Raw genomic sequence first — 20,564 nt, 5'->3', positions numbered from 1 at the left:
GCGGTGGCCCAGACCGCCGTCGGCTATCTGGATAAAAACGGTATACCATTCGAAAAGGGACGGTGGCACAACCAGTTCGCCGCGGCCGCCATCGGCAGGGTGCAGGGGCTTCCCGATGGCCTGGCACACGGAAACGTCGACGACAGGACGGCTGCCGACCGGGATACCGCGAATCGCACTGCACTGCAGCACTATCGAGACCGAGCCGATTACATCCGGACAAAGCTCGACGAGTTCAGTCCGGTCACCCGCGAAGAACGTGCCTTCCTGGAGCGCGTCGACCGGCTCGACCTCGCGGTGCACAAGGCCGACGCCGACGCGGCGCGGGCCGGCCTTGACGCCCCGCTGGTGCTCGCATTGGACATCTCGGCCTTCAACGGCGGCGGCCATGCTGTGATCAGTTTCGGCGCCGACCCGTTCCACGCCGCGAGCGTGACGTGGCAGACCGCGCGGGGATCGATCGAGCAGCTGGGCACCGTCACGGCCCGTGCGCTCGACGGGCTGCAAACCACCGCCTCCCAGGACTCGGCGGCCATCGCCTGGGTCAGCGCCGACACCGGGGCGCTGCACCAGGACCTGGCCGCCTTCCACGCGACCCGCGAATCGTTGGGTGAGGCAGGACCGTTCACCGGCAATCACGTTGTCACCCAGGCGGACTCCCGGACTCTCGCCGAGCGTTCGGAATCCCGGGTGGTGGCCCACCGCGGGGCCTCCCACGATTTCCCGGAGCAGACGCGGGCCGCGTACACCGAAGCGCTGCGGCAGGGCGCGGACGCCCTCGAATGCGATGTCCGGCTCACCAAGGATGGCGAGCTGGTACTGATCCACGACAAGACCGTGGACCGGACGTCGAACGGCACCGGTCGAGTCGGCGACATGACACTGGCAGAACTGCAGGCACTCGACTTCGACGGCCACGGCATCCTGACGCTGGACGAGTTCGTCCAGTTGGCGCTCGACGCCGACCAGCCGGTGAGGCTGTTCATCGAGACCAAACATCCGGCGCAGCAGGGCTGGAAGGTCGAGCGTGAGGTCGTCGCGGTGCTGGAACGCCACGGGTTGACCAAACCTGGCCCGGGCCAACAGGTTCAGGCGGCGGTGATCTCGTTCTTCCCCGACGCGTTGCTACGGGTGCGGATGGCTGCCCCGAACCTCCCCACGGTGCTGTTGGGTCCGTCGGCCAGGTATCTGGCCGGACTGGTCGGCGCCACCGCGATCGGCCCGTCGATCGCCACCCTGCGGAGCAACCCCGAACTCGTCGTCGCGGCGGCGGCGCGGGGCCTGGCCACCTATTGCTGGACGGTCAACAGCGAAGCTGATGTGCAGTTCGCGCGCGACCTCGGCGTGGACTGGATCGCCACCGATCATCCGGGCCGCACCGATGCGCTGGTGGGGGAAAAGGCAACCCGGCAGGGCTCTGCCGAAGTCGAAAGGGTCAGCACTGCAACAGAACCAGAACGAAGCGAGGCGCTCCAGCGGAAAGCCGAAGATGCTTTGTTGCGGCGGATTCCGCCGGTCCGACCCGACGAACTGCGCAACCCGATGGGACCGTCCGAGGAGGCGTCGGTGCGTGCGGCAAACAACGCCCGCTGGTGGTCCGCACTCAATGACGTGCAGCGCAACGACCTCATCGCGGCGTACCCGCAGCACATCGGCAACGCCGAAGGTATCAATGCGGCAGACCGTGACCGCGCGAACCGCAATGTGCGGCGGCAACTGCGCGACCAAGCCGATGCCGTTCAGTCGAAGGTGGATCGCGGTGAGCGGCCGACCCGTGCCGAGCGGAAATTCCTGCGCCGGATGGACAAACTCGATCTCGCGATACGCAAGGCGGATGGCGATGCGGTACGGGCCGGGCTGACACCTCCGATGCTTTTGGCGTTCGATGTATCAGAATTCGGTGGCGACGGGCGCGCTGTGCTCAGCTACGGCGCCGACCCGTACACCGCAGACTCGGTGTCCTGGCACGTGCCGGGCGTCGGCACCACGGTGGATGCGCTGCTCGGCTTCAACACCACATCCGCACTCAATCACCTGCAGGCCGTGCAGCAGGAGAACCCGGGATTGTCGGCGGCCTCGATCGCCTGGGTCGGATACGACGCCCCGAGCGGCTGGAACATCGTCCGTGCCGCCGGGCACGGTATGGCCCGCACCGGCGGCGACATCCTCTACAGCGACATCAGGGCATTCAACGCCGCCCGGGACACCCTCGCCGGCGACGGCAGCCACTTCACCGGCAACCATGTCTTCGGCTACTCCTACGGGTCGACCACCACCGGATACGCCGGTCGGGACGGCAGATTCGCCGGTCAGGTCCGCACCGTGACCCTGGTCGGCTCGCCCGGAGCAGGCCCGGTGCGTACCGCCGGTGAGTTCGGCGTCGGTGCCGAGAACGTCTTCGCCGCGTCGTCATCCCGCGATGTGGTCACCGCGCTGGGCGGGCGCACCGCCGGCTCCAACGGCCGGATCCTCGGTATCGGTCTCGGCACCGACCCGGCGATGCAATCTTTCGGCGCCGTGCGGGTCACCGCCGAACCGCCGACCGCCATGAACCGCCTGCTCACCGGTGGCACTCGTCACGCTTATTTCCTGAACACGGAAGCGACGACAAACCTGGGTCGCATTGCTGCCGGGCGTACCGATGCCGTCACCACCGAGCAGCACCGCACCGAGTTGGGCCGGAGTCGGCGCGCGCCGTTGCTGCGCACCGTCGAACCCGCCGGAGATCGCGTGGGCGGCCGCCGATTCTGGAATGCCCTGTGGCGCCGGCCTCCCAACTGTGCGGTCACGGTCGCCGAGGAGTTGTCCTCGTTGTTCGAGGGCCGGAAGTTCGGGTTGGATGCCAGGCTGTCGCGCCGCGGTGTGCCGGCGCGGGCGTTGTTCCAGGCGGTTGGCTCCGATGCACGGTTCGCAACGTACGACGAGATCGAGGCGACGTTGCTGGGCGATCCCTCGCTGAGGGTGGCCGTGGTGACGTCGCAGTGGGCAGGCGGGCGACAGGGTGGTCACGCCTACCTGGCCGTCAAGGTCAACGGTCAGGTGCAGCTGTACGACCCGCACACTCGCCAGTACTCGGGCTGGCCACCGCACTGGGGGCAGCCCGCGGTGGACCAGACCGCCGTCGGCTATCTGCGCACCAACGGTGACCCGCTCGGGCCGATGACCGTCGACGTGCCGCTGCAGCTCGACGCCGCCGATGCTGTCGGCAACGTTCAAGGCCCGCAGAGTAATTCGGAGTTCCTCCTGCGCCAGGCGGAATACCGTGCACAGGACCCGGCCACGCGGGTGGTGGACACCCGCTACGCCGAGCCCCTGGGCGACGTGGTCGACAACGCGTCTGATCATGCCCGGGTCCGTCAGCTCGCCGAGGACCTGTCCGGTAGGTACGGTCCCTACCGGATCGAGCTGCACGCAGAGAGCCTGACGGACGAGGTTCTTCTGACCGGGAGGATCTTCAACGGCGACACCAGGATCGGGGCCATCCAGCGGTCGTTCTCCAGGGATGCTGACGGCAATCTTGTCGCTTATCACACGGGCGTGGTGATCAAGGACGAGAACCTGCGCGGTCAGGGCTTCTCCAAGGCCCTGACCGCCGAGCTGGAGCGCTTCTACGTGCACTCGGGTGTCGACCGTATCGAGCTGACGACGCACGACAAAGGTGCCTATGCCTGGGCCAGGCGCGGTTACGCCTGGGATCCGGGTACCCGTCAGCTGCAGGAATCGCTCGACCGGGTGAAGATGTCGGCCGGCCAGCTGCGTGAGACCGTCAGCGACGAAGCCAAGGCGCTACTGGATCAGGTTGTGCAACAGCTGGATCCGAGTAATCCCCGACTGCCGGAACCCATCGACCTGGCGAATCTGGCCACCACCGCCGAACCTAAACTGGGCCGCGACCTGCTGGACGGCACCGGGGCGGTACCCGGTCGCAACGGAGTGCACTACGTCAAGTACCTGGACTCGGGACCTGCCGCCCCCGCGCGCACCGGACTGAAGGGGTGGCTCCAGAACCTGTTCGGGCACGACTCTCCTTCGAGCCGGGCCGTCGACAACTGCGCTTACGGCGTGGCCGGCGAGTTGTCGAGGATCTATCCCGGGCGCTTCGATCTGTCCGCTGCACCCTCGAGCACCGGCGTGCCGGCCTGGGCCCTGTTCCAGGTGGCGCAGTCGAGCTCACAGTTCGCTACCTACGACGACATCGAGACCGAATTATTGGGCAGGCCCGCCGGATCTTCGGCAATCGTGGTGTCGCGCTGGGCAGCCGATGGCGGCCGCGCGGGTGGGCACGCCTACCTTGCGGTCACCAACGGCCAACAGGTTCAGCTCTACGACCCGCGCACCAGGCAGTACTCGCCGTGGCCACCGCATTGGGGCGAAGGCGCGGTGGACCGCACCGCCGTCGGCTACCTCGACCAGAACGGCGAGCCGGTGCACCGGCTCAGCTATGACGTGCCTCTGCAGATCTCGCTGGACGCCGCTGATGCCGTCGGCGATGTCAAGGGCCCGCCGGCCGACAGTGACTTCCCGGCAAGACAACAGGGCTACCGCGCCCAGGACCCGGCCACCCGTCGTGTCGACGCCCGCTACGCACAACCTTTGGGCGATGTCGTCGACAACCTCGATGCCGCACAGGTGCGGCAACTCGCCGCGGATCTGTCCGGCATTTACGGCCCGTACCGCGTCGAGATGTTCCGGGCCGTCGCCGACGAGCGCAGTGGCGAGGTCATCGTTGGCGGGCTGATCCTCAGCGGCGATGAGGAAGTCGGGTTCATCCAGCAGACCTACGTCCGGGACAGCGAGGGCGAACTGGTTGCTCATCAGAACGTGATCGACATTCCTGACAAGGACTTCCGTGGCAAGGGCTTCTCCAAGGCCGTGCGAGCCCAACTGGAAAGTTATTACGTAGCATCGGGCGTCGACCGGATCGAGCTGCGCACTGAACAGGACGGCGGCTACGCCTGGGCGCGCCAAGGCTTCACCTGGAACCCCGATCCCGCGAAGTTGACGGCGTCGCTCGACAGTGTCAAGAATTCGGCTCTCCAGTTGCGCGATCAGGTCAGTTCCGAGGGGCGTGCGGTCCTCGATGACCTTGTGCAGCGCCTGAATCCGCGCCGGCCAGACCTGCCTGAGCCCATCGACATTGCGGCGTTGGCCACGGCTGAGGAACCTCACCTCGGACGCGATTTGCTGACCGGTACCCACTGGAGCGGGGTCAAGTATCTGGGGGCCGCCGATGCGGCCAGTCAACAGGACTATCGAGCTGAGGATCCCCTTACGCGACGTGCGGACACACGCTATGCCGACCCGCTCGGCGAGGCGCTGGACAGCGCTGACATGGGATCGGCCCGCCAGCTTGCGGCGGACCTGTCCGGCAGGTATGGGCCGTACCAGGTGGAGTTCCAAGCCGCACAGAATATCGACGGTGAGGGTTTCGACCTTCACGGCGTGATCCGGAGTGGCGATACCGAAATTGGTCTCATCACGCGCAACTTCTATCGCGATGGCGACGGCAACCTCGTGGTCAGGAACGTCGTCGTGAAAATCGAGAACACCGACTACCGCGGAAAGGGTTTCTCGAAAGCACTCACGTCGGAACTGGAGCAGTTCTACGTGCGTTCCGGTGTCGACCGGATCGAGTTGATGTCCGACGAGCAGGGCAGCAACGCGTGGGCGCGTAGTGGATTCACCTGGGACACCGACCCGGATCTCTTGCAGGAGTCACTTGACGGAGTCAAAGATGCCGCGCGCCAACTGCGTGACGAGGTCAGTGCCGAGGCGCAGGCAGTTCTCGACGACATCGTGGCACGACTCGAAGTCAGTCACCCGCGGTTGCCCGAGCCGATCGACCTCGCGATGCTCGCCACGACCGCCGAACCAGAGCTGGGCCGGCAACTGCTGTACGACACCTCGCTCTACTACGTGAAGTATCTGCCGGGCCCGGCCAGCCACCTCGACGTCAACGACGACGCGGGGTATCCGCCGCACGACGTCCCGCTGCGGCTGGGGACCGCGGTCGACGTGGATCCGCTCGGCCGCCTCGGCCTGCCGGCACACCTTCCCGGCACGCTCTCGATGACCGAGGCCACAACCCTGTTCAGTGCCGGCGAACTCCGGATGCGCGAGCTCAACGAACAACTCATCCGCGAGGGCGTCAGCGCCGAGGAACGCGCCCGGCAGCTGTCGGAACTGCGGAACTCGCTGCGCACGTGGACGTATCAGCTCATGAGCAACCAGAACGTCGCAGAGTTCCTGTTGCGCAACACAATCAACCCGACGTTAGAGGACCTGGTTAGCCGCAACGCCGAGCGCGGTCTCACTGGAGACGCGATCTATGAGGCGATCGTCGACACCTCCATCCACAGCCGACTGGCCCTTGGAAGCCTTTCCGACATCGAAACCGGCGCGGTGTACTCCCAATTCGAACTCGGGCTGCGCGCGCTCAACGAGCAGATGATCAGCGACGGTCTCAGTGCCGAAGACCGGGCCAGACAACTGTCCGGGCTTCGCAGCTTGCTACGGTCCTGGACCCGGGAGCTGATGGAGAACCGTCCGGCGGCTGAGTGGTTGTCGGCCAACGAGAGCAATCCGTCGTTCGAGGACCTGGTCGCCCGGTACGAACGAAAGGGACTGTCGGGCGATGCCGTTTTTGAGGCGATCATCGACGGCGCCACCCACAGCCATTACGCCGCTGGGACCCTGTCCGATGAGGAGACCCGCACCGTCTACACCACCTTCGAGTTGCGGATGCGTGAACTCCGGGACCAGCTCCTGCGTGACGGCGTCAGTGCCGAGGAGCGCGCCAGGACGATGTACGGGATGCGTGCCACCATCCGAAGCTGGACCCGCTCACTGATGGAGAACCGGGAAGCGGCCGAATGGCTCAACGCCAACGAACCGAATCCGACCTTCGATCAGCTCGTGGAGCGGAACCGTGCCAAGGGGCGCGTCGGAGATGAGATCTACGAGGCCATCGTTGCCAGCTCTACCCGCAGCCGTGGCAGTGTGAACGCAGACCTGGGGATCGATCCGGACAATCCACCCGATCTGCCGCCCATGAGAGGGCCCGGCGACGACCGTCCACAGGATCAGGAAGAGGACACCACATGACCGACCAGGCGAAGCCCACGCCGCTGCGCTACGACCAGACCGGGCTGCGTGGCAAGCGTGCGCACGTCCTGGTGGAGGAGCCGACCGACGAGATCGACTGGCCGGCCAACCTCCCGTCCGGGATAAAAAGCGTGATCATCGTCGACGACGCACCGAACCCGCACCACACATTGAGGGTGCACCCGACCGATGACCCAGACCGGGTGGCGTTGGTGGTTTTCGACCAGTTGGCGCTGTACGAGGGTGACGAGGAGTAGGCATGGACCCGCGACGAATTGAGCTCAACCGCAAGCACAGCCGGGAGATGGGTGCGTTGTTCAACCAGTTCCTGGAGATCCACCCAGATGTCGAATCCGAGGTGCAAGGCACTCAGATGACGGCGGAGCAGGAGGCGGCCTGGACGGCGTTCAGTGCGGAGCTGCTGGCCCGTCACCAAGCCGAGCGCTCGGCACTGGCCGACGAAATCGAAGCCGAACAGCAGAAGCTGGGAAGGTAGGGCAATGGAAGCCGCACAGGCAATCTCCTTGGTCACCGATTGGATCAGGTCCAGAGGGCTCGACTATCCGACCGCAGGTCTGGCAGCCGATCGTTTCGACCGGGGCTGGAGTGTTTACGCGCCGGTTGAGATCGACGACACCGATCCGATGGCGTTCCTCGACATCCCGGTCGGACGGTCGATCTTCCTGGTGGGCGATTCCGGGCGCATCGAAGAGGTGTCGTCGTCGATCCCGCCGCAACAGGCGCGCGACCAGTTCAGCGCGCAGGAACCTGCCGTTCAGCACGGCGGCAATGCGCAGTCGGGCGGCGCAGCCTCCGATGAGGCGGCGTTCATGGCCGAGTTCGAGAAGCAGTTCCGGCTGGCCGCCGCCGACGACCCGTCCGCAATCGCCGACTTCACGATCGTCGACGAGCCGCCGGCGCCGGTGGGCGACGCACCGTCCAGCGCGGACGCCGCGACGGCCGCGGAGGCTTCCCGTCTCATCGACTCGATCGTGCAGCAGCTGGCTCAGCTCGGCCCAGAAGGCTGGGACGAGTTCTCCGCGGTGTTCGCCTTCACTGTCACCTCCCAGATCGCCCAGCTGCAGTTCTGGGCCCAGGACCGCACTGGCCTGGTCCCGGTGCCGCAGTCGATCGCCGACCTGGTGCGTGAACAGCGAGAGGTCGCGGCCCGCATGAGTGCCGGGCCGTGGTGGCGGCTGCTGTTGAACGTCAGCAACACCGGTCAGGCGACGGTCGACTACGACTACGGTGACGAGCCGTTCCCGGACGATCAGATCGTGGCGGCCGAGCACTACCGCAACGACCTCGACACCTACCCGCGCACGCAGGTGCCGGTGTGGCTCGCCGGGTACACCGCCGGGCCCGACGCGCAGGGACGCGATGCCGCCCGAGCAGCCGCCGCCGCGGCCGCCGACCAGGCCGCCGGCCGCACCGCCGTCGCCACCGACCAGATCCCGCCGCTCACCGACCTGCTGGCGTGCTGGGCGGTGCTGTCGGCCGCCTACGTCGGCACCGGATCGGGCTGGGGTCCACGCATCTACCCCGGCTACGCCTGGTTCGAGAGCGATCGCCGCAGCGGGTCGACACTGTTCCTGCTGCCGGGGGACCGCGCGGTGCTCTCCGGTGGAAAATGGAACTCGGAGTTACTCGACGCTGCCTACAACCGTGGTGGACCGCTGCCCGATCTCTACGGGGGAGCGCCCGCATGGGTCAACGACTCGGTGCTGAACACTCGAAATCGCAACGGGTTGCTGAGTTTCTGCTTCTGGTGGGCGAACGGTCAGTGGTATCGGGGGGCTGCCGACACCTCCGGTGAACTCGATCTACCGGTTCCGGCTATCTGGACACCCGAGGCCACGGTCGCCGCGATGGCAGACCAGACCGGGGGGGCCACGCTCGATCGGTGCCAGGCCCTGTTGGAGGTGGCCACCGAGGGCGCCGCCACAGTCGACGACGTAGCAGCATTGTTCGACGACCGCCCCGACGCACAGGTGTACGCCGCGGCCAACCAGCTGAGCTTGGCGGGTCTGCTGACCTAGAACTGGCGGGTAGCTGAACTCTCGGCGAACAAGGCCGTCTGACGTGGCGGACTGCGGTAACGCGCAATAACGTGAATTGCCATGCTGCACGGAAGTTTTCGTCGATGGGGGATCGAGTGACCCTGCAGATCCCCGGCCCCTTACAGTGGGTGTCGTACCTGGTCGGCTCGCAATGGCCCAAGGGCGACGAGGACGCCATGTACCGCATTGGCGGTGAATGGGGTGATCGCGCCGAACAATTGACGGGGCTCATCCCCGAACTGAACCGGATGCGTTCGAGTACGAGTTCCGTGCTGCAGGGCGTGACGGCCGGGGCCGCTGACGGCCAGTTCGCGTTGTTGTTCGACGGGGACGCCTCGGTCGACAAACTCGCCGAGGCGATGGCGGCACTGGGCACTCTTGCCGAAAGCACCGGCAAGAACATCGAATACGCCAAGTTGCAGATCTTGACGTCTCTGGCGATCGCCGCGTTCGAGATCTCCTGGGCACTGGCTCAGACCTCGGTGACGTTTGGTGCATCGGCGGCCGAGATACCCCTCATTGAAGTGACGACCTCCGCCGCGATCCAGCGGATAGTGTCGGTGCTGCTCAAAGATGTCATGACCGACCTGGGCAAGGCGATGACGAAGACGACGGTGCACCGCATCATCAAGAAGTCCGGCGTCGAGGCGGCCGAAGCTCTGGGTCAGGAACTGTTCATTCAGGAAATCCAACGGTCCAAGGGGCATCAGAGCGGGGTGGACTGGGACCGGCTCGGAGTCGTCGCCCTCGCGAACCTGGCCGGCGGTGCCACCCAGGGCACCGTCAGCATCTATGGCCAGCGCGCACTGGGCAATTCGGCGGTTAAAGGCGCGGCGGTCGGGTATGTCGCGGGTATGTCCAAGAAGGTGACAGGAGCACTTGCCACCGGTCAGGCCATCGATCCCGTTTCAGTCCTTGGATCGGTGCCCACCGCCGTCACCGGCGGCGTGCGGGGTAGAGCTGCGGCGCGCAGCAGTGCTGCATCGACGGCGGATGGCGGCGGTGCTGCGGCGGCCAGTGGGGGAGATGGGGACTAGGCATGGACCACGACGCGGCACGGCATGAACTCATCGATGCACTTGCCCTCGTGCAGGAACAGCTGGCCGACCTGGCCGCAGTGGAGACCGCGCGAGCGGAGTTGTACTCGACCGCACGCACCGCTGACGGGACTGTCGCGGTGACCGTCGATGCGGACGGTGTCGTCATCGGCACCGCCGTCGACGAATCCTATTTCGCTGAGCACGATCTGGCCGACCTCGGAAGCTACATCACCGCCGCGGCCCAGGACGCCGCACGAGACGTCGAGCGGAAAGTCTCGGAACTCTTTGCGCCGCTGGCGCAGCGGCGAGCGGAGATGCCCGCGCTGTCCGACATCGTCGAGGGCGCGCCCGACATCAGGGTGCTGTTGTCCTCCCGGGTAACGGCGCCGCATGGCGACGGCGAAGAAGCACCCGACGATTTCCCCACCGTGAGGAGTGCGCGATGACCGTGCCGCTGGGTGTCACGCCGGCCGAGCTGCGGAGCACCGCGCGGTATCTCGCCGCGATCAGCACCGACATGAAAGCCGTGCAGTCCGGGCTGATGCAGATGCTCAGCGATGAAGGCCAGGCCTGGGGCCACGACAAGATCGGCAAGCAGTTCGCCGACGGCGGCAAAGGCTATAAAATGCAGTTGGACTGGGTCGATGGGTCGATCACCGCGAAGACCGACCTGCTCGACTACTACGCCGACGGTCTGCAGCTCACCGCCGACGCCCTGGAACAGCAAGACAAACCCTGACGCCTCACTCCGAGCGACCCGGCGTGAACTGCGGCGCCTGAGGCTTTCGCGCCGGTCCGGGCTGGACAGCCGAGTCGGGCTGCCAGGTGGTGCCGCGCTGCGGAATGCGGCGACGGAACTCGGACTGCTCGACGGGTGCGCTCTCCGGCTGCTCGGCTTCCTCGTTCGCACCGACCACCGGTACCGACGCGTCCGCGTCGCCGATGACGTCCTTGCCGTTCTTCTTGCGCCGCAACGCCTTGTTGACCTGATGGCCCTTGCCGTTCTGATCGCCGCCGCGCTGGCCCGCGGCCGGGGCACCCGCTCCGGGGCTTCCCGCGCCGGCGCCCAGGCCGGCTCCGGCTCCGGCCGCCCCAGCAGGCATCTTCGCCGCGGCGGTCGCAGGTGCTCCCGTCGGAAGGGCACTTGGCAGGCCCCGCAAGGGAACTCCGCCACCGGCGCCGCCGCCGACCTTGCCGGCGCCGGCCCCGCCGAGTCCCTGCGGCCCGAGACCGAGGACGCCTTCAGGCGGCCCCTTGGGCATGTCGCCCAACGGATTCTGTGCCCCGTTCTTCATGGCATCCGCGAGCTGGCCGGCTGCGTCTTTGGCGGCGTTGGTGGCCGAGTCGATCGCGGACTTGACCGGATCGGTCAGGCTGTCGAGGGCGTCCTTGGTGGGATCAGTCGTGGAATCCATTTGGCTCATTGACTTTTGGTCGATGGGCTTGAATTTGTCGAGATCGGTCGGTTTGTTGGGACTCAGCTTGTCGAACGCCGACTTGTCGAACGGCTTGGTGCCTGGGCCGCCACCTGGAGTGAACGGGCTGGTGCCACCGGGACCGCTGGGATCTCCGCCCGGGCCGCCAGGGCCGGTCGTGTCCCCGTACTTCATGTTCGGCGGGGTCGGGAGATGAGGGAAATTCTGCGTGACTGCCTCGACGACCGGGTTGTAGACGTTCTGAAACAACTGGACGGCCGTGTGGTAGGCCTGGATGGAGTGATTGATCTCGTCCAGCTCTTTGAGAGCGTCGGCTGCGGTCACATAACCGCCGCTTTTCTTGTTGCGAAGGTGACCACTGTCGTCGACCTCATATTTGTTGTTGTATTCATTGATAGCATCATCGAGTTCTTTTTTGTTGAACTTACCGTCGTCGAGCAAAGCAGAGTCGGCATAGTCATCGGGGAACTCGGTCTTGATTTGGGTAAAGGCGCTGTGTAGCTCGTCCAGGCGTTTCGCTATGGCTTCGGAAGCCTTTTCGAAGTCGTAGATAGCGCTCTTCGTGACCTGTTCGGACGCAGCTTCGGCCGCTGCGGCACTTTCGCCGGACCATTTTCCGGCTATTTCCTTGCCGACATCCTCTTTGAACGCCTTTGAGTTCGTCTTGAGGTCGGTGCCGCTTTTCCTCCAAGCCTTGGCAAGAGTTTCGATGTCTCCGGTTTTGAGCGAATTCTTCTCCGCCTCCATGAAGACGAATTCTTTGTCTTCCCAGTTGAGTTTATCGGGACCGTTGAGCGTATCCTGGACCTCGAGGTACGTGCTGTTGTCTGATATCAAACCGGGCACCTCGCCGAGGAGCTTGCTGTCCGGCTGGTACTTCGCGACGCCGTGCTCTTTGTCCCAATCCTTCTCTACCTGATCCTTCTCTACCTGATCGAAGTTGTCCTTGCCATCGACCAGGGCAGCGCGTTTGGGATAGTTTCCGTTAGTGACGAACGAGTTGTCATAGACCGCGCCACTTTTGCCCTCTTCGTTGGTGCTGGTGCCCATCGTTGCGCCGAGGTAATTGCCGAAGCCGCTCATGATCTGCTGCGCCGTCCGTCCGTGATGTTGACTAGTCGTTCTGTGAGGACCGCATGGCCTCTGCCGCGTCGCGGGCAGTCTTCACGAAAGCCTGCGACTGCGACAACTGCTCGGTCGCATAATCGGTCAACTCCTTGCCCCGGGCCTCAAAGAGTTTCTGAACGAGATTCGCCAGTGGATTCTTCGACGTGCCGAAGTATTCCGTGGTTTCGTCGAGAGAATTTGTGATGAGCTGTTCAAGGCTTTCCTCGTACTTTTCCCAGACCGTGTTGACCTTCGAGATGACATCCGGATCGAGATAGAGGTTCTTGTTCGCGGCGGCCTCGTCCAGAGCGCCCCATGGGTTGGTCATGATTCTCCTCTGCGGTGATCGTTCATGTGAATATCGGTGTCACGCCGGCACATTGAATGGCAGGGCCACCTCTTTCTCGATCTGCAGGAGGACCGCGGCGCAGTTGACGAAATTTCCGGCGGCGAACAGCAGTACCAGGTCGCCCACCTTGGCGATCCTGTTGTTCATCAGATAAGCGAGGTTCACCCCGAAGTCCGAGACGGTCAGATGCCCGAATTGTGCAGCGAAGGAATACAGGCCGGGTGTGGGTTGCAGGAAGGTCTGTTTCGCCAGCATGTCCGTGACGTAGCTCGGCTCGATGAAGGAAGGGGCGAACCAATCGATGTCATCGGGCTTCGCTCCTGCGCGTTCACAGCATTCGGTCACGGTCTTGGCTGCTACCCGAAAACTGGCTACCGCATTGTCTCTCACCGTGCCGGGACCGCGTCTGTCGTAGTCTTCCCACCGGGCGATCCAATCTTCCAGGGTGGGAAACTTCGGATCGTCGATCGCACCGTCGGCCCTGCCGTGCATCATGCCGGCAGACGGATTGTGGGAGCGTGCGGCGGCCGACACGATTCGCGCGAACCCGTCGTCGCGGTTCAGTAGCGCGCAGAACCCGCTGTCGCCGAGCAGCGAACCTTCGGTGGCCGGGCTGGCCGCATAGTCATGCCGGTCGAAGTAGAAGATGCTGTCGCCGCCCGTCACCATCGCGTAATTGCCGGCCCAACCTGCCTGCAGCACCGCATCGGCGAGCATCACGCCGTACAGACCGCCCGAACAGAACTGCCGGATCTCTGTCGCCGAACCGGCGGATGCTCTGCCCAGCACGGACTGTTGGATCGAGTTCTGTATCGGCCAGAAGTGTTCGCCCTGGTACAAGGTGCCGCAATGGAAGGAGGCAGCCATACTGGCTGCTGCCGCGGATAGCGTGGGTCCGGCGATCTGGCGTCCGGCGGCTTCCACCATTTCGTGGACCGACTGCATCTCGGCGGCCGCGGTCGCGAGATGCTTCGGACGACCTTGGCTGTCCGTACCCTCGGGCACGTAGACGGAGACGGTGTCAAGGTAGGCCATCGAATTCCCGGTCCGCTTGTTCTGCGGAGAGCTTCTCCGTCAACGCTTCTGACTGGCGCTTCTCGATCTTCTTGAAGACCTGCATCAGATTGGGCACGGTCGCCGGAATGACCTGGAACGCATTCGTGCCCTCGTTGACCACATAGGCGCCGTCGTCGGCGATGTTGATCAGCGTCAGGTGGGTGGCGTCGCGTAGTTGGTAGTCCTTGCTGAACTCAGCGGATCCGCTGAGCAGAATCGATCCGGTGATCTCGGTGTCCCGCAGCGCCGATGTCGGTGTCTCATCCTCGAGTAGCTCTTCCTTACGGGGCCGGGTACCGGCCTTGTACGCCGGGAGTGCTTCGAGGACGATCTGAGGAAAATCGATGTTGACACACCCGATGATTTGGACGTCCTCGCCGAAGATGAATTGTTCACCGGGGTCCTGGGTGATCACAGCGCAGTAACCCGTCGTGCCGATCACTCCGAGCAGACGATAGACCTGCTGCCCGGCGCCGGCCTCGATCCGGCCGAATCCCTGCAGGAGGTATGCCGGGTACCGCAAAGCCTCAAGAATACGAACACGATTCGGGTTCAGCCCGGCACGCAACCGAGCCAGCGCGGCCGTGCGATCGGCCTCCACCTCGGACATGAACTCAGGTCCGCGATGGCGGTAGGACAGCGGGGACGGCAGGCGGTCGAGACCGAGTGCCTCCCAGATGCAGCGGAAGTCGAAGCCGCTCATGAACCACGGTTCGACATCGTGGCGTAGCGGGGCCACCTTGTCAGTGATCACGTTGTGCCCCTTTCTCTCCGGCAGCTGGAAAACGGACGCGCAAGCGGGCCCGGTTGCGATGGTGCTGCCAACCGAGCCCGCTGACGAGCTGCCGCGCTAGAAACCGCCGGCAAGATGCTTGTCGAGCGCCGCCGCGTCCTCCTGCGACTGATTTCCCCCGGACCGCGTCTGGGTGATCTCGTTGAGGATCGCGTCCATCTGCTGCAGGATCTGAGTCTGCTTCTGGTGCAACGTCGCCGCGGCGTCGCCCTCGTACACGCCCTGCAGTGCGGCGAACACCTGGCTGACTTCCTCGCGCATCTGCATCGCGTTGTTGGTGACCCCCTGAATGTCGTCCAGGGACGCGTAGTTGGCTCCGTACTGGTACCGAATGCTATCCGTATCCATTGATCAAAACCTTTCGATGTCTAGTCCGCGTCGTGGCTGACGAGTGCGTTGATGTCGGACTTTCCCTTGTCGACGATGTGCTGCAGGTTGTTGATGACGTAGTTGAAGTCCTCGTGATGCTGCGTCATGATGCCGCGAAACTTCGCCGCCTTGCCGCCCGTCCACGAGCTGGCGGTCATCGACTCGGTGGAATCGAGGATCTGGGAAGCCAGCCGCCTGACATCCATCATCTGTTTGTCGATATTCTCGATCTTGCTCTGGGCTTCCGCGGGCGTCAGATGGAGCGTCATGCCTTACCTCTCTTTGTCAGAACCGGCATGAGTCGCCGGACGGTGGTTGAGAATTCGCTGTTGAACACGGAGCGGATCTAGCAGTCCCCCCATCTGTAGCCGGACAGCTCGACAAGCTGGCCGATGGCCTGCTTGACCGTGTGATCCGACCCTGGCTTGAGGGTGGTCCACAACTGTCCGCTGGGTGAGGAGCTCGGGGCGCCGACGATCCGTCCGCGTTTGGTGTAGAACACGCCGACCGCCCCGACAGAACGTGAGACGCGGTCCACGTCGTCATCGAGTGCGTAGTAGACGATCTCGGCGAAGGCCAACCGGGCGGCCAGTGCCGAGCCCAGCATCATCGCGGTGCGGGTGTCGGCGCCGAGGGCACGGATCCGGTCGGACAACTCGGTGGCGTCATGGGTGTCCGACAATGCCTGGGCGACTTCGGTCAGTGGCGCGCCGACGGGACTGATCTCGGCCGGGACGGACGCCGGGAGCCGACTCAGCAGGGCACCGGTGGCGCTGGGCAGATGCGCTCCGTCGTGGATCACAGCCAAGGTGATCTCAGCGCCGACCCGGCAGGCCGAGATGCATTGTGTGCCATGGCGCACGACCGCGACGCGGGCCAGGCCATCGGGAGTGACCAAACGCATCGCGAGCTCGCGCTCGGGCCGTTGCAGCGATTGCACGACCACGGCAAGTTCGGTGCTGACCTCACCGGCCGACAGCAGGCCGCGCTCGGTCAGGCTCCGGGCGGCTGCACCCGCGGCCTCGGCCCGAGCGGATTCGGTGGGGTGTCGCGGTCGCAGGTCCAGCACCAATGGCAGCGCTTGGACCCCGAGACAGGCAGCCAGAACGTGCATTTCGTCATCGGTCACGACGAACTGTGGAGCGAGCGAAGCCGTCATAGGTTGAGCCCCCGGTCGACGCCGATCACCGGGGGAGTGACCCAGCGGTTGTCCACCTGTTCGAGCGTGCGCTCCGGTTCGTCGGCGAAGCCCTCGCCGACGGGCACCTCAGGGGCTGCAAGTTCGTCGAACACCGCGGTGTCGGGACCCCAACTCACGTTCGACACCATGAACGGTGCGTCGTTCTGCTGTGCGGTGGGAAGCCAGGACTGGCCGGCGTCGGACACTCCGGCACCCGGTTCGCCGGCCCCGTCCAGGGTCGCCGCGGGTTGCACCGACTCGTAGTCGCGGCTCTGGTCGTTACGGCCCATGGCACCCATCGGGGCGTAGGGCGCGCCACCCATACCGCCGGTGCCCGAGGAGCCGCCGGCCCCGGCAAATCCGGTCTTCTGCAACGCCTTCGGGTCGGTACTCGACTTGATGCCCGGTGCGAGCATCGGCGCCAGCGGTGGTGGCGGCAGCGCAGGGGCGCCGCCGGCTGCCGCACCGCCACCGCCGGGTGCGCCTTCGCCGCCCTGTTCGGCCGCCAGGGCATTGCCTTTCGACACCTGCGGAGGTGGGGGTTGCTCCCACGGCTGGGCCAAGGGGGCAGCGGCCTCTTCGTACTGCTGCATGACGGCCGCAGCGCTGGCCGCGTCGGCGGTTGCGGCCGCGTCGAACTCGGCGAACGTCCCGGTCAGCACCGCCCCGTTGTAAGCGGCCAGTGAGGCCATCATGTCCTGGGCTGTCTTCGCCTCGATGGCCTCCGACACACTGGGCATCGCGAGCACCGCCACCGTGTTGGCGACCGCGGCCTCCTCGGCGCGTTGACCGTTGCCTGCCGCGCTCAGGCTGATCGCCTGCAGCCACTTGCCGAATTCTTCCAGGCGCTGAGCCGCCGCGCTGGAGGCCTGGCTGTCCCAGGCAGTCCGCAGCCGTGCCACGAGCTTGTCGAAATCAACGGAGACATTGGCCAATTCGTTGGCGACCCGGATCCAGGCCGCGCCGGCACCGCCGACCGATGCCGGACCGGGCCCCTCGGTGAGGTCACGCGCCAGCTGCTCGGTGCTGCGTGACTCCCACGCAACGTCGGTGAACCCCACGCCCGGAAACCTCCCCTCGAAGAACAGAACCAGATGTACGTGTGATGGTCAGCCGGCGAAGTCCTCCGAGGCGGCAATGTTGGACGAATGACCGCGCAGTGTCGCGGCCACCTCGTGGACCTCGGCCATGCCCTGATCGGTGGTGGTGCCGAACGAGGTGTGAACCTCGTTGAGAGTCTGGGCAACCCGCTGCGACACCTCGTCGCGGGCCGACGGGATCACCGTGAGATTGGGTGCCTCTTCGGTCATCACCCGCTGTACCCGGTTGGCGAGTTCGTCGAGTTGGCGGCTGACCTCCTGCACCTCTGCGGGTTGGATGGACATTCCGTCGCTGTCGGCCATAACCGTTCTCCTTGGTTGGGGATGACTAGATCCGGAGTTCGACGTCCGGAGTCTGATACGGGTCGGCCTCCCCGAGGACCGGGGGTGCCGCAGTGCCGAGATCGCCGACGATCTCACTGCCTTGGTCGGTGGTGTGCAGGAAGGACGCCGACGTGTGGTTGTTGCTGGACGAGGCGTTCGCGCCCTGGCCGGCGCCCATCGCCCCCATGGGCGCGCCCCCCATCATGCCCGGTGAGCCGACACCACCGACCCGCGGTGCAGCTGATTGTGCTGGGGCGCTTGCACTTTCGGCCTGAATCATTGCCGACATCGGTAGTGACCGGGGTGCGGGCGTTCCGCTCCCCCCGATTCCACCTCCGACGCCGCCGGCACCCATTCCCGCGCCCGCGAACGCGGGTCCGCCTTCGGCCTCGGCCGCATCGGCAGCGGCTGGGTCCATCGGATCGATGGCGGGATTCGCGGCGGCCGAACTGGCCGCCGACGCCGCGCCGGTGCCGGCCTGAACTCCGGCCTCGGCACCCTTCATCGCCATCGGCATCAGCTGGGCCAGGCCGGCCAGTGACGAGGCACCCTCGGGTGCAGCGGTGATGCCCACCGGTGCGCCGGCCGTGGTGACCTGGGCGGCCTGGGTGGCCAGTGAAGTCTGCAGTTCGGTCATCACTTCGGCAGTGGTGGCAATTGCCTTGTTGGCAGCGGCGATTGCCGCGGCCCAGCCCCACGGGAAGATGATCATGGGCCCGATGGCAGCGATGGTCGCGGCGAACTCGGTGATGGTGGCGACGAGTCGGACCCTGGCCTGGCCGACGTTGGCGGCGGCCGCGGTCAAACTGCTACTCAGGGCGTCGGATTGGGCACCGACCTCGGCCCCGTTGGCGACGGCGTTCGTGGTCTTGGCCGCCGCGGCAGTGCCGGACGCGCCCTGCCAGGCGTCGCCCGCTGCACTGACCGACTTCGCCATGGGGCCGCCGGTGGACTGGAACATCTTGGCGATGGCCGGCAGCATCGTCGTCGGATCGACCCCGTCGAACATACCGCTGCCCAGCGAGCTGAGCGCATCGGTGACCGGGCTGATCAACGCGCTCGGATCCATGGGATTGGCGGGTGGCTGCTGTTCGGGTTGACCTTCGGGGGGCGGCTCTTCTGCCGACTTTTGATCCGCGATTGACGGCAAACCCAGACGATCAAGAATTTGTTGGACTGGCAAATTCAGAAAGTCTTGCAAGTTCTGTTCTTGAGCAGCGATGACCGGTGTGGCGTCGTAGCCAGGAACGTGTTGAGCCAACTGTCCAACCGGGGTTACCGGCTGGGGAGGCAAAACCGTAGGCATATGGCGTCAGGCCTAGGCGTCGTCGTTGGACAGGACGGCGGACCGGGACCCTTCGGTGGCGGCTCCGGTGGCGGCGTGCACTCCGCCGACGAGCAGCGTGCCGGCCAAATTGTTGGCTTGAGCTGGGCCGAAAGCTGCCAGATACACCGCACCGATCGGGCCGAGTGCGGCTGCTGCGGACATCAGCATCGCCGATGAGTCGGCCGATCCAGCCGCGGTTATCGCGGATGCGGCGGCCTCATTCGCAGCGGAAAAGGTAGCCATCCCCGAGGGTTGGGCGGCGAAAATGTCGCTCATCGTGCTGAAACCTTTCCAGCTGGAAGCAGGGGCTGTGCGGGCACGAGACCAATAAACTATAGCCGCGCCCACCGGGCGCAGCTAACTGAATTTTCCGCAAATAATGCGTGTAGATCGTTCGTTTTGGTAATTAGCGCAATGGAAAAAATTGCTGGATAAACGATTCTCGTGCGCATTGTGCCGGCGTGAGAGGTGCTGCGTCGCAGTTCAGGTGCCAACCGGTTGGTCGGGCTCCTCGGACTGGTCGCGGTTTGCCGGCGAGGGTCGCTGACCCCGTGGTTCGAAGGCGCTGCCGTCCCAGCGCGTCAGCGGCGTCTGGTTCAGTTCCTGCAGACGCTGCGCGAATTCCTGGGACAGAAACTGCTGGCGGGCCGCCGCCACCTGCGCGGCAGCACCGGCGGTTTCGACAATCAGCTTCGCCAGTGCGTCCGCACCCAGCTTGTGCGCGGCGGGCCCGAGCCACAGCCCGGTCATCGCACCCATGCCGTCGACCTCGGCACTGACGTTTCCGTCACGGCTCGTGACACGAGCCGAAATCGATTGGCAGTGCTCATCCATCGCCTGCATCAGGTCACGCTGTTTGCGGATGCGGCCGACCAGCGAGTCGGCGAGGCCGGTCATACCGACCTTCCCCAGGTGGACGGGAGTTCGTTCTCCTCACCGAGGACCTCGTCCTCGGCGCGGCCCAGCTCATCCTCGGTCGCCAGTTGCAGCGGACCGATGACCGATGCGCCGTAACCCTTTTCGGCCAGCTCACGCCTGCGCTCCACCTGGGCACGGGCCGCCGACAGGCGGCACAGCGCCAGGATCTCATCGGCCAGTTGTGTGGGCGGCTTCTTCAACTCGACCGGGTCGAGGCGAAGCGCCACCGGCAGACCGCGTTCGGTGGTGTGCACCGAAATCGTTCCGCCAGCTGACTGCACCGGCTGTGCCATTCTGCTCAACTTAGTACACTCGCGGGCGTCCGTCCGGAGCTCAACCGGGACGTGCTGGTGAGACAGCGGACGAATCGCGGCTGACCGTGCAGTGAGGAGATGTGTCAC

The 20,564-nt window shown here is 65.4% G+C and carries 20 protein-coding genes and 1 pseudogene; 8 read left to right on the top strand and 13 right to left on the bottom strand.

Annotated elements, in window-relative coordinates:
• Nucleotides 1-690: 690 nt before the first annotated feature.
• From HBE63_RS31555 to HBE63_RS23305, 8 genes and pseudogenes are all read left to right on the top strand, one after another.
• Nucleotides 691-1,380: pseudogene (locus HBE63_RS31555) on the top strand (glycerophosphodiester phosphodiesterase); the annotation flags it as partial.
• A 162-nt stretch (nt 1,381-1,542) separates the two neighbouring features.
• On the top strand, nt 1,543-7,104 hold the full coding sequence (locus HBE63_RS31550) for an alpha/beta hydrolase (protein WP_371815053.1): 5,562 nt from the start codon (nt 1,543-1,545) through the stop codon (nt 7,102-7,104).
• The gene (locus HBE63_RS23330) at nt 7,101-7,361 is read left to right on the top strand and encodes a hypothetical protein (protein WP_166906859.1); all 261 of its coding nucleotides are present in this window, start codon (nt 7,101-7,103) and stop codon (nt 7,359-7,361) included. The genes HBE63_RS31550 and HBE63_RS23330 overlap by 4 nt, the downstream gene beginning before the upstream one ends.
• Before the next feature lie 2 nt (nt 7,362-7,363).
• Nucleotides 7,364-7,600: a hypothetical protein gene (locus HBE63_RS23325; protein WP_166906858.1), complete on the top strand. Its 237-nt coding sequence runs from the start codon at nt 7,364-7,366 to the stop codon at nt 7,598-7,600.
• Between the two features lie 4 nt (nt 7,601-7,604).
• Nucleotides 7,605-9,143, top strand: a complete 1,539-nt coding sequence (locus tag HBE63_RS23320) for a hypothetical protein (RefSeq protein WP_166906857.1) — start codon at nt 7,605-7,607, stop codon at nt 9,141-9,143.
• Nucleotides 9,144-9,247: 104 nt separating this feature from the next.
• Complete coding sequence (locus HBE63_RS23315; RefSeq protein ID WP_166906856.1) at nt 9,248-10,201, top strand: hypothetical protein; 954 nt, start codon at nt 9,248-9,250, stop codon at nt 10,199-10,201.
• A 2-nt stretch (nt 10,202-10,203) separates the two neighbouring features.
• Nucleotides 10,204-10,650 carry a YbaB/EbfC family nucleoid-associated protein gene (locus HBE63_RS23310; protein ID WP_166906855.1) on the top strand — a complete coding sequence of 149 codons (447 nt, stop codon included), beginning with the start codon at nt 10,204-10,206 and terminating at the stop codon, nt 10,648-10,650.
• Complete coding sequence (locus tag HBE63_RS23305) at nt 10,647-10,943, top strand: WXG100 family type VII secretion target (RefSeq protein WP_166906854.1); 297 nt, start codon at nt 10,647-10,649, stop codon at nt 10,941-10,943. Before HBE63_RS23310 ends, HBE63_RS23305 begins: the two co-directional genes overlap by 4 nt.
• Before the next feature lie 4 nt (nt 10,944-10,947).
• Here the strand turns inward: HBE63_RS23305 and HBE63_RS31785 are convergent, their stop codons facing one another.
• The 13 genes from HBE63_RS31785 to HBE63_RS23240 form a co-directional block, all read right to left on the bottom strand.
• A complete protein-coding gene (locus tag HBE63_RS31785) occupies nt 10,948-12,723 on the bottom strand; it encodes a hypothetical protein (RefSeq protein ID WP_208301192.1) in 1,776 nt (591 codons plus the stop codon).
• Between the two features lie 31 nt (nt 12,724-12,754).
• On the bottom strand, nt 12,755-13,075 hold the full coding sequence (locus HBE63_RS23295) for a hypothetical protein (RefSeq protein WP_166906853.1): 321 nt from the start codon (nt 13,073-13,075) through the stop codon (nt 12,755-12,757).
• A gap of 39 nt (nt 13,076-13,114) precedes the next feature.
• Nucleotides 13,115-14,131 carry a 3-oxoacyl-[acyl-carrier-protein] synthase III C-terminal domain-containing protein gene (locus HBE63_RS23290; RefSeq protein ID WP_166906852.1) on the bottom strand — a complete coding sequence of 339 codons (1,017 nt, stop codon included), beginning with the start codon at nt 14,129-14,131 and terminating at the stop codon, nt 13,115-13,117.
• Nucleotides 14,118-14,906, bottom strand: a complete 789-nt coding sequence (locus tag HBE63_RS23285; RefSeq protein WP_166906851.1) for an ESX secretion-associated protein EspG — start codon at nt 14,904-14,906, stop codon at nt 14,118-14,120. The genes HBE63_RS23290 and HBE63_RS23285 overlap by 14 nt, the downstream gene beginning before the upstream one ends.
• Before the next feature lie 96 nt (nt 14,907-15,002).
• Complete coding sequence (locus HBE63_RS23280) at nt 15,003-15,293, bottom strand: hypothetical protein (RefSeq protein ID WP_166906850.1); 291 nt, start codon at nt 15,291-15,293, stop codon at nt 15,003-15,005.
• A 20-nt stretch (nt 15,294-15,313) separates the two neighbouring features.
• Nucleotides 15,314-15,583 carry a WXG100 family type VII secretion target gene (locus tag HBE63_RS23275; protein ID WP_166906849.1) on the bottom strand — a complete coding sequence of 90 codons (270 nt, stop codon included), beginning with the start codon at nt 15,581-15,583 and terminating at the stop codon, nt 15,314-15,316.
• A 77-nt stretch (nt 15,584-15,660) separates the two neighbouring features.
• Nucleotides 15,661-16,473 carry an ESX secretion-associated protein EspG gene (locus tag HBE63_RS23270; RefSeq protein WP_166906848.1) on the bottom strand — a complete coding sequence of 271 codons (813 nt, stop codon included), beginning with the start codon at nt 16,471-16,473 and terminating at the stop codon, nt 15,661-15,663.
• Nucleotides 16,470-17,555 (bottom strand): PPE domain-containing protein, encoded by a 1,086-nt coding sequence (locus HBE63_RS23265; RefSeq protein WP_166906847.1) that lies wholly within the window; start codon nt 17,553-17,555, stop codon nt 16,470-16,472. The genes HBE63_RS23270 and HBE63_RS23265 overlap by 4 nt, the downstream gene beginning before the upstream one ends.
• Before the next feature lie 48 nt (nt 17,556-17,603).
• Complete coding sequence (locus HBE63_RS23260) at nt 17,604-17,897, bottom strand: PE domain-containing protein (RefSeq protein ID WP_166906846.1); 294 nt, start codon at nt 17,895-17,897, stop codon at nt 17,604-17,606.
• Nucleotides 17,898-17,922: 25 nt separating this feature from the next.
• Nucleotides 17,923-18,987, bottom strand: a complete 1,065-nt coding sequence (locus HBE63_RS31780) for a hypothetical protein (RefSeq protein WP_166906845.1) — start codon at nt 18,985-18,987, stop codon at nt 17,923-17,925.
• A 249-nt stretch (nt 18,988-19,236) separates the two neighbouring features.
• Complete coding sequence (locus HBE63_RS23250; protein ID WP_166906844.1) at nt 19,237-19,521, bottom strand: hypothetical protein; 285 nt, start codon at nt 19,519-19,521, stop codon at nt 19,237-19,239.
• 207 nt (nt 19,522-19,728) lie between these two features.
• Nucleotides 19,729-20,142, bottom strand: coding sequence for a YbaB/EbfC family nucleoid-associated protein (locus HBE63_RS23245; RefSeq protein WP_166906843.1), 414 nt, complete (start codon nt 20,140-20,142; stop codon nt 19,729-19,731).
• Nucleotides 20,139-20,456: a hypothetical protein gene (locus HBE63_RS23240; protein WP_166906842.1), complete on the bottom strand. Its 318-nt coding sequence runs from the start codon at nt 20,454-20,456 to the stop codon at nt 20,139-20,141. The genes HBE63_RS23245 and HBE63_RS23240 overlap by 4 nt, the downstream gene beginning before the upstream one ends.
• Nucleotides 20,457-20,564 lie beyond the last annotated feature (108 nt).

Origin of the sequence: Mycobacterium sp. DL440 (assembly GCF_011745145.1) — a bacterium.
In the GTDB taxonomy this organism is placed as follows: domain Bacteria; phylum Actinomycetota; class Actinomycetes; order Mycobacteriales; family Mycobacteriaceae; genus Mycobacterium.
The sequence above is the reverse complement of the archived record's forward strand: the minus strand, read 5'-3'. Positions and strand labels throughout refer to the sequence as shown.

Coding starts and splice junctions, on each gene's coding strand:
- HBE63_RS31785 (WP_208301192.1), bottom strand. CDS start 12,723: ATGAGCGGCTTCGGCAATTACCTCGGCGCAACGATGGGCACCAGCACC.
- HBE63_RS23330 (WP_166906859.1), top strand. CDS start 7,101: ATGACCGACCAGGCGAAGCCCACGCCGCTGCGCTACGACCAGACCGGG.
- HBE63_RS23240 (WP_166906842.1), bottom strand. CDS start 20,456: ATGGCACAGCCGGTGCAGTCAGCTGGCGGAACGATTTCGGTGCACACC.
- HBE63_RS23310 (WP_166906855.1), top strand. CDS start 10,204: ATGGACCACGACGCGGCACGGCATGAACTCATCGATGCACTTGCCCTC.
- HBE63_RS23280 (WP_166906850.1), bottom strand. CDS start 15,293: ATGGATACGGATAGCATTCGGTACCAGTACGGAGCCAACTACGCGTCC.
- HBE63_RS23290 (WP_166906852.1), bottom strand. CDS start 14,131: ATGGCCTACCTTGACACCGTCTCCGTCTACGTGCCCGAGGGTACGGAC.
- HBE63_RS23295 (WP_166906853.1), bottom strand. CDS start 13,075: ATGACCAACCCATGGGGCGCTCTGGACGAGGCCGCCGCGAACAAGAAC.
- HBE63_RS23315 (WP_166906856.1), top strand. CDS start 9,248: ATGGGGGATCGAGTGACCCTGCAGATCCCCGGCCCCTTACAGTGGGTG.
- HBE63_RS23250 (WP_166906844.1), bottom strand. CDS start 19,521: ATGAGCGACATTTTCGCCGCCCAACCCTCGGGGATGGCTACCTTTTCC.
- HBE63_RS23270 (WP_166906848.1), bottom strand. CDS start 16,473: ATGACGGCTTCGCTCGCTCCACAGTTCGTCGTGACCGATGACGAAATG.
- HBE63_RS23275 (WP_166906849.1), bottom strand. CDS start 15,583: ATGACGCTCCATCTGACGCCCGCGGAAGCCCAGAGCAAGATCGAGAAT.
- HBE63_RS23245 (WP_166906843.1), bottom strand. CDS start 20,142: ATGACCGGCCTCGCCGACTCGCTGGTCGGCCGCATCCGCAAACAGCGT.
- HBE63_RS31780 (WP_166906845.1), bottom strand. CDS start 18,987: ATGGATCCGAGCGCGTTGATCAGCCCGGTCACCGATGCGCTCAGCTCG.
- HBE63_RS23305 (WP_166906854.1), top strand. CDS start 10,647: ATGACCGTGCCGCTGGGTGTCACGCCGGCCGAGCTGCGGAGCACCGCG.
- HBE63_RS23260 (WP_166906846.1), bottom strand. CDS start 17,897: ATGGCCGACAGCGACGGAATGTCCATCCAACCCGCAGAGGTGCAGGAG.
- HBE63_RS31550 (WP_371815053.1), top strand. CDS start 1,543: ATGGGACCGTCCGAGGAGGCGTCGGTGCGTGCGGCAAACAACGCCCGC.
- HBE63_RS23325 (WP_166906858.1), top strand. CDS start 7,364: ATGGACCCGCGACGAATTGAGCTCAACCGCAAGCACAGCCGGGAGATG.
- HBE63_RS23320 (WP_166906857.1), top strand. CDS start 7,605: ATGGAAGCCGCACAGGCAATCTCCTTGGTCACCGATTGGATCAGGTCC.